Genomic DNA, 13,766 nt, shown 5'->3' with positions numbered 1-13,766 from the left:
ATATAAAGATCTTATATATATAAAGCTAATGCGCTTTAACGATCCGGATCAAGGTTTGGTTCCCTGTTGGCAGAAAAAGCGCTAGAATGTCGCCCCTTTTGCTTAGTTCATGCGCAAACACTTAACCAGGTTGAGGCTTTAATCATGTTTTACCGGGATCACTTTGACGTCATCGTTGTGGGTGGTGGCCATGCTGGTACCGAAGCGGCGCTGGCCGCCGCACGGATGAATCAACGAACACTATTGTTGACCCACAACATCGACACCTTGGGACAGATGTCGTGTAACCCTGCCATTGGCGGGATCGGGAAAGGACACCTGGTAAAAGAAATTGATGCCTTGGGTGGTGCCATGGCACAAGCCATTGACAAAGGCGGGATCCAATTTAGAACATTGAATGCGTCTAAAGGCCCGGCCGTACGCGCCACCCGTGCCCAAGCTGATCGTGCGTTGTACAAAGCGGCGATCCGCCACACCTTAGAAAATACACCGAACCTTTCTTTGTTCCAGCAAGCCGTGGTGGATCTGATCGTCGAGCAGGATCGTGTCACTGGCGTAGAAACAGAAATGGGGTTGAAGTTCAGCGCGACCACAGTGGTGCTCACTGTCGGAACCTTTTTGGGTGGGAAAATCCATATCGGTATGGATAATTACTCAGGAGGCCGTGCGGGCGATCCTCCATCGAATAAACTGGCTGATCGTTTGCGTGCGTTACCCTTCCGTGTAGACCGACTGAAAACCGGTACTCCCCCACGCATTGACGCCCGTTCAGTGGACTTTTCTGTGATGCAAACCCAACATGGTGATACCCCTTGTCCGGTATTTTCATTTATGGGGAATGTCCACCAGCATCCGGAACAAATCCCGTGCTATATCACCTATACCAACGAAAAAACCCATGACGTTATCCGCGAAAACCTCTCTCGCAGCCCAATGTATGCGGGAGTTATCGAGGGGATAGGTCCACGTTATTGCCCGTCAATTGAAGATAAAGTGATGCGGTTTGCTGACAAAGATAAACACCAGATCTTTGTTGAACCAGAAGGGTTGACCAGCAACGAGTTGTATCCCAACGGGATCTCCACCAGCTTACCCTTTGACGTGCAAATGGGCATTATTCAATCGATCAAAGGGTTTGAAAACGCCAAAGTGATCCGCCCTGGCTATGCGATCGAGTACGATTTCTTTGATCCACGCGATCTCAAGCAGACCCTAGAAACGAAATTCATCGATGGCTTGTTCTTCGCGGGGCAAATTAACGGCACCACAGGTTATGAAGAAGCCGGTGCACAAGGTTTGCTTGCCGGGTGTAATGCCGCGTTGCAAGCGCAAGGCAAAGAGGGCTGGAGTCCGCGCCGCGATCAAGCCTACATGGGGGTATTGATCGACGATCTCTCCACTATGGGTACCCAAGAGCCTTACCGTATGTTCACTTCTCGCGCGGAGTACCGCTTGTTGCTGCGTGAAGATAACGCCGATATGCGTTTGACCGAAAAAGGGCGCGAGCTTGGTCTGGTCGACGACGCTCGCTGGGCACGTTTTAACCAGAAAATGGAAAACATGGAACAAGAGCGTCAGCGTCTGCGTGGTACGTGGATCCATCCACACTCGGACGATGTCACTGCACTTAACGCCATGTTAAAAACACCGTTAGCGCGTGAAGCCAATGGCGAAGATTTGCTGCGTCGTCCCGAGCTGCGTTATCACGATATTGTGTCTTTGCCGACATTTGGTCCGGCGCATGACGATGCACAAGCGAGTGAGCAAGTTGAAATCCAAGTAAAATATGCCGGTTACATCGACCGTCAGCAGGATGAAATCGCCAAGTCGCAACGTCATGAACACACGGCACTGCCCACTAACCTTGATTACGAGCAAATCAAAGGCTTGTCTAATGAAGTGAAAGGAAAGCTTGCCGATGCACGCCCGGAAACCGTCGGCAAAGCGTCTCGCATTTCTGGCGTGACCCCCGCGGCGATCTCCATTTTGCTCGTGCACTTGAAAAAGCAAGGCATGCTGAAGAAAGGGGCATAAATGGAATCACAATTAACGCAAGGGCTTGCCAAGGCAGGCCTGGTTTTGTCCTCACAACAACAGGCGCAGCTTCTCGCGTATGTGCGCCTGTTAGACAAATGGAACAAAGCGTACAACCTGACATCGGTCCGTCGTCCGGAAGACATGGTGGTGAAACATATTCTCGATAGTTTGGTTGTTTCGCCCCATCTTGACGGCGATCATTTTATCGATGTAGGGACAGGTCCAGGATTACCAGGTATTCCTCTGGCTATCGCGAATCCGGATAAACACTTCACCTTGCTAGACAGTTTAGGCAAACGGATTCGTTTTATTCGCCAAGTGTTGCACGAACTCGAGATAGACAATGTCACGCCGGTGCAAAGCCGTGTCGAGGATTTTACTCCCGATGATGGCTTTGATGGCGTATTGAGCCGGGCGTTTGCGTCGATGAACGATATGGTGAGCTGGTGCCAGCATCTTCCTCATGCTGAGGGATATTTTTACGCGCTGAAAGGGCAAGTGGACCAGCAGGAGCTGGATGCCTTGCCTGCCGCTTGTTCTGTGACCGATATCAAAGCTTTGAAGGTACCGGGATTGGAAGGGGCGCGTCATCTAGTAATCTTGAGAGCAAAGAGTAACGAATAGAGGTCGAGAGCACGTGGGTAAAGTTATCGCGGTAGCAAACCAGAAAGGCGGCGTGGGGAAAACCACCACCAGTGTCAACCTTGCAGCGTCACTGGCTGCCACTAATCGTAAGGTGCTACTGATTGATTTAGACCCACAAGGTAACGCGACCATGGCCAGTGGGGTGGACAAATACGATGTGCATGCCACCGCCTACGATCTCTTAATTGAAGACACACCGTTTGAGCAAGTTGTGGTGGACGATACGGCAGGCAGCTATCACCTGATCGCCGCCAATGGCGACGTGACTGCGGCAGAAATTAAGCTGATGGAAGTGTTCGCTCGCGAAGTACGCCTGCGCACCATGCTGGAGCCTGTGGTGGACCGTTATGATTATATTTTTATCGACTGCCCACCATCGCTTAACTTGCTGACGATTAACGCAATGACCGCTGCCAACTCTGTGTTGGTTCCTATGCAGTGTGAGTACTTTGCCCTAGAGGGATTAACCGCATTGATGGATACCATCAGCAAGCTGGCCAGTGTGGTCAACGCTGAGCTTCACGTGGAAGGGGTGCTGCGCACCATGTACGATCCGCGTAACCGATTAGCGACCGAAGTATCGGATCAGATCAAAAAACACTTCGGTGATAAGGTGTATCGTACGGTGATTCCTCGCAACGTGCGGCTTGCCGAAGCGCCAAGTCATGGCCGACCTGCCATGTACTACGACAAATTATCGAGCGGTGCCAAAGCCTACCTCGCCCTTGCGGGTGAAATCTTGCGTCGCGAAGAGCAAGCACGCTCCTCGCCTGACGCTGTCAATGCCTGAGGAAAACAATGAATTCAGCGAAACGCGGTCTTGGAAAGGGCCTGGATGCCTTGTTGGCGACCAGTGCACATGCACAGTCATCCACCCAAGCTTCCTCTGAGTCCACCAATACGAGTAACAGCGAATTGCAGCAGTTGCCCGTTACTGCGTTGGATCCCGGTCAGTATCAGCCACGTCAAGATATGGCTGAAGAGGCACTGGAAGAATTAACCGAGTCCATCCGCGCGCAAGGTATTATTCAGCCTTTGGTGGTCCGTCAAGTGGCAGCCGGACGCTATGAAATCATTGCCGGTGAGCGTCGCTGGCGTGCCGCTAAGCAAGCAGGGCTTAACAATGTACCCTGCTTGGTGCGCGAGATGAGCGATAAGGTCGCCAGTGCGGTGGCCTTGATTGAGAACATTCAGCGCGAAAACCTCAATGCGATGGAAGAAGCCCAGGCATTGGCGCGCTTAGTTGACGAATTTGAGCTGACTCACCAACAGTTGGCGGAGTCACTCGGTAAATCCCGGACCACCATTAGTAACCTACTGAGGTTAAATGGGTTGGAATCGGGGGTGCGGCAGCTGCTGCTTAACAAACAACTCGAGATGGGTCACGCACGTGCCCTGCTGGCGTTAGAAGGCGACGCACAAATCGATGCGGCGCTGACCGCCGTCAACAAAAAGATGACGGTTCGCCAGATAGAAAAACTAGTAAAAAAGATGCTTTCGCCGCCTGTTGAGACGGAAAAGCCTAAATCGTCACCTGAGGTTGAAGCGCTCCAGCAGCGTTTAGGGGACAAATTAGGGGCCAGCGTCGCATTAACACAACAGAAAAACGGCAGTGGGAAATTGGTGATTAATTTTGAAGAATCCGAAAAATTAGCGCAAATTCTTGCAATTTTCGACGAAGAAATGTGACCTATGCCATTCGCTTTTTGTTACATAAAAGCGCTTACTGTGATCAGGTTACTCTGTTGTAAAATTTTCCCCGCTTTTTTACATCGATGCGATTGCATTAGTTGGGGCGAAACGTATAATTTTTGCTGTTTTCCCAGCACGGCAACAGTGCTAAGTGGAACGGAATCGAGGAACAAATACATGGTATCGACGCTCGCGCGGCCGGGTCGTGAAATCGCGACAAAATTGGTGCTTTTGCAAGCTGGCGTCGTATTAGCAACGGCAATCGTGATGGCACTTGCTATCAATGTCGACTGGGGAAAATCCGCGCTGATCGGTGGAGGCATCTTTGTGGTTGCCAATGCTGCGTTTGCGGCGTGTGCTTTCCTTTTTAGTGGGGCCAGAGCGGCGAAATTCGTGGTGGCGTCCTTCTTTAGCGGTGAAGTGTTGAAAATTTCACTGACTGTCGTCTTGTTTGTCCTTGCTTACCTGTATGTCGAGGTGGAATTGCTTCCCCTCAAACTGGCCTATTTGCTGGCATTAGGGATTAATATCCTCGCGCCAGTTTTATTCATTAACAACAACAAATAGGATGAGTTATGGCTGCGTCAGGTGATGCGCTTACACCGTCTGGCTATATCACTCACCACCTGACACACTTGTCAAGCGGTGAGGGGTTTTGGGCGGTTCACATTGATAGCCTGTTTTTCTCTGTCCTCATCGGTATTGTCTTCCTAGGCCTTTTCCGATCAGTGGCAAAGAAAGCATCGACAGGTGTCCCGGGTAAGTTTCAGTGCTTCGTTGAGATCTTGGTTGAGTTCGTTGATGACAACGTCCGCGAAACCTTCCATGGACGAAACCCACTGATCGCACCTTTGGCCCTGACTATCTTCGTCTGGATATTCTTGATGAATACGATGGACTTAATTCCTATCGATTTTCTACCGTATCCGGCGGAACATTGGTTAGGCATTCCTTACTTGAAAGTGGTGCCAACTGCAGACGTAAATATCACCCTTGCGATGGCGCTGGGCGTGTTCTTCTTGATGATTTTCTACAGCATCAAGATCAAAGGTGTGAGTGGCTTTGCCAAAGAGCTGGCGCTACACCCGTTCAATCACCCTATCATGATTCCGTTCAACCTCCTGTTGGAGATAGTCTCGCTGCTGGCGAAGCCTATTTCTCTCGGGATGCGTCTGTTCGGTAACATGTTTGCCGGTGAGGTGGTATTTATTCTTATCGCGGCCTTGTTGCCGTGGTGGGCGCAATGGCTGGGCTCTGTGCCGTGGGCAATTTTCCACATTCTAGTCATTACGATTCAAGCCTTTGTCTTTATGATGTTGACCATCGTGTATCTCTCGCAGGCACACGAAGACTCAGATCATTGATGACATTTTTTAGAAAGCAATTTGTTAGTCATTATTGGCTCAAAGCCGACAACGAAAACTGGAGATAGTGATGGAAACTTTATTGAGCTTTTCTGCAATTGCCGTGGGCATCATTGTAGGTCTTGCTTCCCTTGGTACTGCGATTGGTTTCGCCCTGCTGGGTGGTAAATTCCTTGAAGGTGCAGCACGTCAACCTGAGATGGCTCCTATGCTGCAAGTTAAGATGTTCATCATCGCGGGTCTTCTCGATGCGGTTCCAATGATCGGTATCGTAATTGCACTGCTGTTCACGTTCGCGAACCCATTCGTAGGTCAACTGTAAACTGGCTAATAGCTGAACAGACCCTTTAGCTTATGATTAAGGAGGCGCCGTTGTGAATATCAACGCAACTCTGCTAGGCCAGGCAATCGCGTTCACTATCTTTGTGTGGTTCTGCATGAAATATGTATGGCCACCATTGATGCAAGCGATTGAAGAGCGTCAGAAAAAAATCGCTGACGGTCTCGCGGCGGCTGATCGCGCCGCCAAAGACCTGGATTTGGCCCAGGCGAATGCTTCTGATCAATTGAAAGAAGCGAAGCGCAACGCAACTGACATTATCGAGCAGGCCAATAAGCGCAAAGCACAGATCCTCGATGAGGCACGTGCTGAAGCGGCTGCTGAGCGCGACAATATCCTCAATCAGGGTAAAGCCGAGCTAGAAGCCGAGCGTAACCGTGCTCGCGATGAGCTGCGTAAGCAAGTTGCATCGCTCGCTGTTATTGGTGCCGAGAAAATTATTGAGCGCTCTATTGATGAGAACGCTCATAAAGATCTTCTCGATAAAATCACTGCAGAACTGTAACAAGGAGGGGCAGCAATGTCTGAACTGACAACACTCGCTCGCCCCTACGCGAAAGCAGCCTTTGATTTTGCGGTAGAAAAAGGCGAGTTAGCTCAATGGGCTGAAATGCTCGCCTTTACTGCTGAGATTGCCCGTGATGAACGTGTTCAACATATGTTGGACGCCTCTTTCTCTGCCGACACATTGGCAGAGATGTTCATCACAGTTGGCGGTGATCAGCTCAATGGTTTTGGTCAAAACCTGATTAAGGTGATGGCCGAAAACAAGCGCTTAAAAGCTCTTCCTGAGGTTTGTGAGCAGTTCCTAGCGATGCGTTTGGAACTGGAAAAAGAAGTTGAAGTTCAAGTGATTTCAGCGACGGCTCTTTCCGAAGAGCAACAACAAGCCATCAGTGACAAGCTCGCCGCGCGTCTTGAGCGCAAAGTAAAGCTGAACTGTAGTGTAGACGAAACCCTGGTTGCCGGGGTTATTATTCGAGCTGGAGACTTGGTCATCGATAACTCAGTAAGTGGCCGTATGCGCCGCCTGAGCGATGCATTGCAGTCTTGATTTGGGGAATTGGAGCATGCAACTTAATTCCACGGAAATTAGCGATTTGATCAAACAACGCATCGAGAAATTCGACGTTGTGAGTGAAGCGCGCAACGAAGGTACCATCGTGTCAGTCAGCGACGGTATCATTCGTATTCACGGCCTTGCTGATGCGATGCAAGGTGAAATGATTGAACTGCCTGGCAACCGCTATGCACTAGCATTGAACCTTGAGCGTGACTCAGTCGGTGCGGTTGTAATGGGTCCATACTCGGACCTGCAAGAAGGCATGAAGGTAACGGGTACGGGTCGTATCCTCGAAGTACCCACTGGCCCTGAACTGTTGGGCCGCGTGGTGAACACCCTGGGTGAGCCGATTGATGGTAAAGGGCCTATCGAGGCCAAAACCACATCGCCAGTCGAAGTGATTGCGCCAGGTGTTATTGCACGTCAATCGGTTGATCAGCCTGTACAAACGGGCTATAAAGCGGTCGACTCGATGATCCCTATCGGCCGAGGCCAGCGTGAGCTGATCATCGGTGACCGTCAAACCGGTAAAACCGCACTGGCTATCGATGCGATCATCAACCAGAAAGATTCTGGTATTTACTCTATCTACGTTGCGATCGGCCAAAAAGCATCGACCATTGCCAACGTGGTTCGCAAATTAGAAGAGCATGACGCACTGAAAAACACCATCGTGGTCGTGGCGTCGGCCTCTGAAGCGGCTGCCCTACAGTACCTCGCGCCTTACGCGGGTTGTGCAATGGGTGAGTACTTCCGTGACCGCGGTGAAGATGCACTGATTGTCTACGATGATTTGTCTAAGCAAGCCGTTGCTTACCGTCAGATCTCGCTATTGCTGCGTCGTCCACCAGGTCGTGAAGCCTTCCCAGGTGACGTTTTCTACTTGCACTCGCGCCTACTTGAGCGTGCGGCACGTGTTAACGCTCACTATGTCGAAGAGTTCACTCAAGGTGAAGTGAAAGGTCAAACCGGTTCGTTGACCGCCCTGCCTATCATTGAAACCCAAGCGGGTGACGTGTCGGCGTTCGTACCGACCAACGTTATCTCGATCACCGACGGTCAGATCTTCCTGCAAACCGAGCTGTTTAACGCAGGTATCCGCCCGGCTGTTGACCCAGGTATTTCGGTGTCGCGTGTGGGTGGCTCTGCACAAACCAAGATCATGAAAAAACTGTCAGGCGGTATTCGTACAGCTCTAGCACAGTATCGTGAGCTTGCCGCGTTTGCGCAGTTCTCTTCTGATCTGGATGACGCAACCAAGAAGCAATTGGATCACGGTCAGAAAGTGACCGAGCTGATGAAGCAGATGCAATACGCACCTATGTCTGTGTTCGAGCAGGCACTGGTGATCTTTGCGGCTGAAAAAGGCTACTTGGAAGATGTTGAGCTGAACAAGATCGGTGACTTTGAACGTTCCCTGCTGGCCTTTGCGAAGAGCCAGTACGCTGACCTGGCTGCTCAAATTGAAGAGTCTGGTGCTTACAACGATGACGTTGAAGCACAGCTGAAAAAGCTGTTGGATGACTTCAAAGCGACCCAGACTTGGTAACACGTAGGTGACCACTTCGGTGGTCGCCCACTAATGGAGAGTAACTATGGCCGGCGCAAAAGAGATTCGTAATAAGATCGGAAGTGTGAAAAACACACAGAAGATCACTAAAGCGATGGAAATGGTGGCAGCCTCCAAAATGCGTAAAACGCAAGAAGCCATGGAGTCGTCACGTCCATACGCTGTCACTATGCGCAAAGTGATCGGTCATCTTGCACTGGGTAACTTGGAGTACCGCCATCCGTATTTGGAAGAGCGGGAAACCAAGCGCGTTGGTTACATCATCATTTCTACTGACCGCGGACTGTGTGGTGGCTTGAACATTAACTTGTTCAAAAGTGTCATCAACGATATGGAAAGTTGGAGCCAAAAAGGTGCCGAAATCGATATGGCACTGATTGGGGCGAAAGCCACCGCTTTCTTTAACAGTTATGGCGGCAATGTAGTGGCACAAACTGCTGGTCTGGGTGACACCCCAGTACTGGAAGACCTCATCGGTACCGTTGGGGTGATGCTGAAAAAATATGATGAAGGTGAGCTGGACCGCTTGTACCTGGTTTTCAACAAATTTGAAAACACCATGGTGCAGACCCCAGTGATCGATCAATTGCTGCCTTTGCCAAAGTCAGACGACGAGGATATGCAGCGCAGCCACGCTTGGGATTATATCTATGAACCTGAGCCGAAGCCGTTGCTCGATACTTTGTTGGTTCGCTATGCCGAATCGCAAGTGTATCAAGGTGTGGTAGAGAACCTCGCCAGTGAGCAAGCGGCACGTATGGTGGCAATGAAAGCTGCGACCGATAATGCGGGGAATCTGATTGATGATCTGCAGTTGGTCTACAACAAAGCCCGTCAGGCTGCGATCACCCAGGAGCTGTCAGAAATTGTTTCTGGCGCGAGTGCGGTGTAAAGGCAAGGGTTAACGAACTAGTTTAGAGGAATAACGATGGCTACAGGTAAGATCGTTCAGATCATCGGTGCGGTAGTCGACGTAGAGTTTCCACAAGACGCAGTACCTAAGGTATACGATGCGTTGAATGTGAAACGTGAAGGCGAGCGTCTGGTGCTGGAAGTTCAGCAGCAGCTTGGTGGTGGCGTCATCCGTGCCATCGCAATGGGCTCATCTGATGGTCTGCGTCGTGGAATCGAAGTAGAAAATACAGGTAAAGCAATCGAAGTCCCTGTGGGTGAAGCCACACTGGGGCGTATCGTCAACGTTTTGGGTGACGCGATTGATGAGCGTGGCGATCTGGGTGAGAAAGAGCGTTACTCTATCCACCGTGAAGCGCCAAGCTATGAAGAGCAGTCAAGTGCGACCGAACTTTTGGAAACCGGTGTGAAGGTTATCGACCTGATTTGCCCGTTTGCGAAAGGGGGTAAAATCGGTCTGTTCGGTGGTGCGGGTGTTGGTAAGACCGTTAACATGATGGAGCTTATCAACAACATCGCATTGCAACACTCGGGTCTGTCTGTTTTCGCAGGTGTCGGTGAGCGTACTCGTGAGGGTAATGACTTCTACTACGAAATGCAGGAAGCCGGTGTTGTAAACATCGAGAACCCAGAAGAATCGAAAGTGGCCATGGTGTATGGTCAGATGAACGAGCCACCAGGTAACCGTCTGCGTGTTGCACTGACCGGCCTGACCATGGCGGAAAAATTCCGTGATGATGGCCGTGATGTACTGCTGTTCATCGATAACATCTATCGTTACACCCTTGCGGGTACCGAAGTATCCGCCCTGTTGGGTCGTATGCCATCAGCGGTAGGCTATCAGCCAACGTTGGCGGAAGAGATGGGTGTACTGCAAGAGCGTATTACCTCAACCCGTACTGGATCTATCACCTCGGTACAGGCGGTTTACGTGCCGGCGGATGACTTGACTGACCCGTCACCCGCGACCACCTTTGCCCACTTGGATGCAACGGTTGTACTGTCACGTAACATCGCGTCGATGGGTATGTACCCAGCGATCGACCCATTGGACTCTACATCACGTATGTTGGATCCTCTGGTTGTTGGTCAAGACCACTATGATGTGGCGCGTGGCGTACAGTCTGTCCTTCAGCGTTATAAAGAGCTGAAAGACATCATTGCTATCCTGGGTATGGATGAGCTGTCTGAAGAAGATAAAATGACGGTTGCACGTGCACGTAAGATTGAGCGTTTCCTAACGCAGCCTTACCACGTCGCCGAAGTCTTCACCGGCCAGCCAGGTGTTTATGTTTCGCTGAAAGATACCATTGCAAGCTTCAAAGGCCTGCTAAGTGGTGAGTACGATGATATCCCAGAGCAGGCATTCCTGTACTGCGGTAGCATTGAAGAAGTGCTCGAAAAAGCGAAAAACCTGTAAGGCTTGAGTAGGAGGCGATATGGCAGCGATAACCTTCCATCTGGATGTGGTCAGTGCAGAGCGACAATTGTTCTCTGGTCGTGCTGAGCATATTCAGGTGACCGGTAGCGAAGGTGAACTGGGTATTCACGCAGGACACACACCGCTGCTGACCGCTATCACGCCTGGCATGGTTCGCATCGTCAAACAAGGCGGTAGCGAAGAGATTATTTATCTTTCTGGTGGCACGCTTGAAGTGCAGCCTGGCACAGTCACTGTGCTGGCTGACACCGCAATTCGTGGTGAAGAACTGGACCAAGCTAAGGCGGAAGAAGCGAAGCGCCGCGCTGAGGATAAAATCCACAATCAGCATAAAGACGTCGACTTTGCTCAAGCGGCCAGTGACCTGGCTAAGGCGATTGCGAAGCTTCGAGTGATCGAGCTGACCAAGCACAAGCGTTAATCAGGCACTTACGGTGAGAATAAAAGCGACGCTTCGGCGTCGCTTTTTTATTGCCTGCAAAGGCCACCTTGCAGGCTGTGATTCGCGTGAAAGCTAAAACGCGTTACACTAAGGGCAACYTAATAGACAAGCCTCTCTTTTATCACGGAAAGACTATGCAATACAGTGCAGTTATTCTCGCGGCCGGTAAGGGCACGCGTATGTATTCACAAACCCCTAAGGTGCTTCATACCCTGGCGGGCAAACCAATGGTTGAGCACGTTATCGATACCTGTCACGGCCTTGGCGCCTCGCAAATCCATTTGGTTTATGGCCATGGTGGCGACACTATGCAGCGCGTTTTAGCTCACACACCGGTGAACTGGTGCTTGCAAGCGGATCAATTGGGCACCGGCCATGCCGTACAACAAGCCGCGCCGCATTTTGCTGATGATGAGCAAGTGTTGGTGCTGTATGGCGATGTGCCCTTGATTTCAGAGCAAACCTTAACGCGTTTGCTTGAAGGGCAGCCTGAAGGCGGGATTGGTTTATTAACTGTGCATCAGGATGATCCGACTGGCTATGGCCGTATTGWGCGTGAAAACGGGGAAGTGGTGGCGATTGTTGAGCAAAAAGATGCCACTGACAGCCAGCTTGCCATCACTGAAATTAATACCGGTGTGCTGGTGGCCACTGGGCGTGACTTGCGCCATTGGTTATCGCAACTTGATAACAACAACGCGCAAGGCGAGTTTTATCTCACCGATGTGATCGCGCTGGCACATCAACAAGGCCGCTCGATTCAAGCCGTCCACCCTGTAAGTGCGGTGGAAGTGGAAGGGGTGAATAATCGCCTTCAGCTTTCGCGCCTTGAGCGAGAATACCAAAAAATGCAGGCTGAACAGTTGTTGCTCAGTGGTGTGATGCTCAAAGATCCCACCCGTTTTGACTTGCGTGGTCAGCTGCAATGTGGGCAGGATGTGACCATCGACGCCAATGTGATTATTGAAGGCAGTGTCACCTTAGGGGATAACGTGACTATCGGTGCTGGCAGCGTACTGATAGATTGCGAGATTGACGATAATACATTGGTGCGCCCGTACAGCGTGATAGAAGGGGCCAGTGTTGGAGAAGACTGCACGGTTGGTCCGTTCACGCGGTTGCGTCCCGGCGCCGAGATGGCGCGCGATGCCCACGTGGGCAACTTTGTCGAGATGAAAAAGTCTCACTTAGGTGAAGGCTCCAAAGCCAATCATCTGACATATCTGGGTGATACCGAGGTAGGACGCGGCGTGAATATTGGTGCCGGCGTGATCACCTGTAATTACGATGGCGCCAATAAACATAAAACCGTGATTAAAGATAATGCCTTTATTGGTTCGGATTCTCAGCTGGTGGCGCCGGTAGTGATTGGCGAAGGGGTGACTGTCGGGGCAGGCAGTACCATTAGTAAAGATGTCGCTGATGGTCAACTTATCATCACTCGTGCTAAACCCAGAACAATTGAGGCTTGGCAACGGCCGAAAAAAAAGTAGAATATTGACTGTTGAGCGCGCACAAGCCGCTTTTTAGCTTGAAAGGCGAAAAGTTGTGCGGTTGGTAAAATCAGGTGTTGACTCCCGATAAAAACCAGCCTATTATGCGCGCCTCAGTTGGGGTATCGCCAAGCGGTAAGGCAACGGGTTTTGATCTCGTCATTCCCAGGTTCGAATCCTGGTACCCCAGCCAACGCGTCCGTAGCTCAGCTGGATAGAGTACCTGGCTACGAACCAGGCGGTCGGAGGTTCGAATCCTCCCGGACGCGCCATCTTTCTTCAGCTACCATGAAGTCAGATGAACAACTTGGAATGCGGAAGTGGCGGAATTGGTAGACGCACCAGATTTAGGTTCTGGCGCCGCAAGGTGTGAGAGTTCAAGTCTCTCCTTCCGCACCATTATTAAAACATGTGGCATTAAGCGGCATGAAAATTGGGGTATCGCCAAGCGGTAAGGCAACGGGTTTTGATCTCGTCATTCCCAGGTTCGAATCCTGGTACCCCAGCCACTTTAGGTTGGCTACGTAGCTCAGTTGGTTAGAGCACATCACTCATAATGATGGGGTCACAGGTTCGAATCCCGTCGTAGCCACCATTATTCCGATTTGTTGCTAACGCAGTAAATCGCACCGATTTGCGGCGGTGGCGGAATTGGTAGACGCGCTAGCTTCAGGTGCTAGTGTCCGAAAGGACGTGAGGGTTCAAGTCCCTCCCCCCGCACCAAGACAATTGATATTCGGCCCGCCCGCCGGTGTATCATATAAATT

14 protein-coding genes and 6 tRNA genes are annotated in these 13,766 nt (G+C 50.9%); all 20 read left to right on the top strand.

Features of this window, described 5'->3' with window-relative positions; genetic code table 11:
- Window positions 1-144: 144 nt before the first annotated feature.
- The 20 genes from mnmG (at window position 145) to BZG14_RS12455 (ending at window position 13,722) form a co-directional block, all read left to right on the top strand.
- Window positions 145-2,034: a tRNA uridine-5-carboxymethylaminomethyl(34) synthesis enzyme MnmG gene (mnmG, locus tag BZG14_RS12550; protein ID WP_077608875.1), complete on the top strand. Its 1,890-nt coding sequence runs from the start codon at window positions 145-147 to the stop codon at window positions 2,032-2,034.
- A complete protein-coding gene (rsmG, locus tag BZG14_RS12545) occupies window positions 2,035-2,661 on the top strand; it encodes a 16S rRNA (guanine(527)-N(7))-methyltransferase RsmG (RefSeq protein WP_069362327.1) in 627 nt (208 codons plus the stop codon).
- A gap of 13 nt (window positions 2,662-2,674) precedes the next feature.
- On the top strand, window positions 2,675-3,472 hold the full coding sequence (locus BZG14_RS12540) for a ParA family protein (RefSeq protein ID WP_069362328.1): 798 nt from the start codon (window positions 2,675-2,677) through the stop codon (window positions 3,470-3,472).
- An 8-nt stretch (window positions 3,473-3,480) separates the two neighbouring features.
- Window positions 3,481-4,371 (top strand): ParB/RepB/Spo0J family partition protein, encoded by an 891-nt coding sequence (locus BZG14_RS12535; RefSeq protein ID WP_077486768.1) that lies wholly within the window; start codon window positions 3,481-3,483, stop codon window positions 4,369-4,371.
- 180 nt (window positions 4,372-4,551) lie between these two features.
- The gene (locus tag BZG14_RS12530; protein ID WP_069362330.1) at window positions 4,552-4,941 is read left to right on the top strand and encodes a F0F1 ATP synthase subunit I; all 390 of its coding nucleotides are present in this window, start codon (window positions 4,552-4,554) and stop codon (window positions 4,939-4,941) included.
- An 8-nt stretch (window positions 4,942-4,949) separates the two neighbouring features.
- Window positions 4,950-5,738 carry a F0F1 ATP synthase subunit A gene (gene atpB / locus BZG14_RS12525; protein ID WP_046074858.1) on the top strand — a complete coding sequence of 263 codons (789 nt, stop codon included), beginning with the start codon at window positions 4,950-4,952 and terminating at the stop codon, window positions 5,736-5,738.
- A gap of 70 nt (window positions 5,739-5,808) precedes the next feature.
- Window positions 5,809-6,060: a F0F1 ATP synthase subunit C gene (atpE, locus tag BZG14_RS12520; RefSeq protein ID WP_025672872.1), complete on the top strand. Its 252-nt coding sequence runs from the start codon at window positions 5,809-5,811 to the stop codon at window positions 6,058-6,060.
- Between the two features lie 52 nt (window positions 6,061-6,112).
- Window positions 6,113-6,583, top strand: coding sequence for a F0F1 ATP synthase subunit B (gene atpF, locus BZG14_RS12515; RefSeq protein ID WP_046074859.1), 471 nt, complete (start codon window positions 6,113-6,115; stop codon window positions 6,581-6,583).
- A gap of 15 nt (window positions 6,584-6,598) precedes the next feature.
- The gene (atpH, locus tag BZG14_RS12510; protein ID WP_069362331.1) at window positions 6,599-7,132 is read left to right on the top strand and encodes a F0F1 ATP synthase subunit delta; all 534 of its coding nucleotides are present in this window, start codon (window positions 6,599-6,601) and stop codon (window positions 7,130-7,132) included.
- A 16-nt stretch (window positions 7,133-7,148) separates the two neighbouring features.
- The gene (gene atpA / locus BZG14_RS12505) at window positions 7,149-8,690 is read left to right on the top strand and encodes a F0F1 ATP synthase subunit alpha (RefSeq protein ID WP_069362332.1); all 1,542 of its coding nucleotides are present in this window, start codon (window positions 7,149-7,151) and stop codon (window positions 8,688-8,690) included.
- 46 nt (window positions 8,691-8,736) lie between these two features.
- Window positions 8,737-9,603 carry a F0F1 ATP synthase subunit gamma gene (gene atpG, locus BZG14_RS12500; RefSeq protein ID WP_077608874.1) on the top strand — a complete coding sequence of 289 codons (867 nt, stop codon included), beginning with the start codon at window positions 8,737-8,739 and terminating at the stop codon, window positions 9,601-9,603.
- A gap of 36 nt (window positions 9,604-9,639) precedes the next feature.
- Window positions 9,640-11,043, top strand: a complete 1,404-nt coding sequence (gene atpD, locus BZG14_RS12495; protein WP_069362334.1) for a F0F1 ATP synthase subunit beta — start codon at window positions 9,640-9,642, stop codon at window positions 11,041-11,043.
- Between the two features lie 19 nt (window positions 11,044-11,062).
- Window positions 11,063-11,485 carry a F0F1 ATP synthase subunit epsilon gene (locus BZG14_RS12490; RefSeq protein WP_046074864.1) on the top strand — a complete coding sequence of 141 codons (423 nt, stop codon included), beginning with the start codon at window positions 11,063-11,065 and terminating at the stop codon, window positions 11,483-11,485.
- A gap of 155 nt (window positions 11,486-11,640) precedes the next feature.
- Window positions 11,641-12,999: a bifunctional UDP-N-acetylglucosamine diphosphorylase/glucosamine-1-phosphate N-acetyltransferase GlmU gene (glmU, locus tag BZG14_RS12485; RefSeq protein ID WP_077608873.1), complete on the top strand. Its 1,359-nt coding sequence runs from the start codon at window positions 11,641-11,643 to the stop codon at window positions 12,997-12,999.
- Between the two features lie 118 nt (window positions 13,000-13,117).
- Window positions 13,118-13,192: transfer RNA gene (locus BZG14_RS12480), tRNA-Gln, on the top strand.
- A 2-nt stretch (window positions 13,193-13,194) separates the two neighbouring features.
- Window positions 13,195-13,271, top strand: a tRNA-Arg gene (locus tag BZG14_RS12475).
- A 42-nt stretch (window positions 13,272-13,313) separates the two neighbouring features.
- Window positions 13,314-13,398: transfer RNA gene (locus BZG14_RS12470), tRNA-Leu, on the top strand.
- 35 nt (window positions 13,399-13,433) lie between these two features.
- Window positions 13,434-13,508, top strand: a tRNA-Gln gene (locus BZG14_RS12465).
- Window positions 13,509-13,517: 9 nt separating this feature from the next.
- Window positions 13,518-13,594, top strand: a tRNA-Met gene (locus tag BZG14_RS12460).
- 41 nt (window positions 13,595-13,635) lie between these two features.
- Window positions 13,636-13,722: transfer RNA gene (locus BZG14_RS12455), tRNA-Leu, on the top strand.
- Window positions 13,723-13,766: the final 44 nt, after the last annotated feature.

Source organism: Salinivibrio sp. IB282 (genome assembly GCF_001995685.1).
GTDB lineage: Bacteria > Pseudomonadota > Gammaproteobacteria > Enterobacterales > Vibrionaceae > Salinivibrio > Salinivibrio kushneri.
Note: the sequence above shows the minus strand (reverse complement) of the source record. Positions and strands in the feature narration are given on the sequence as shown.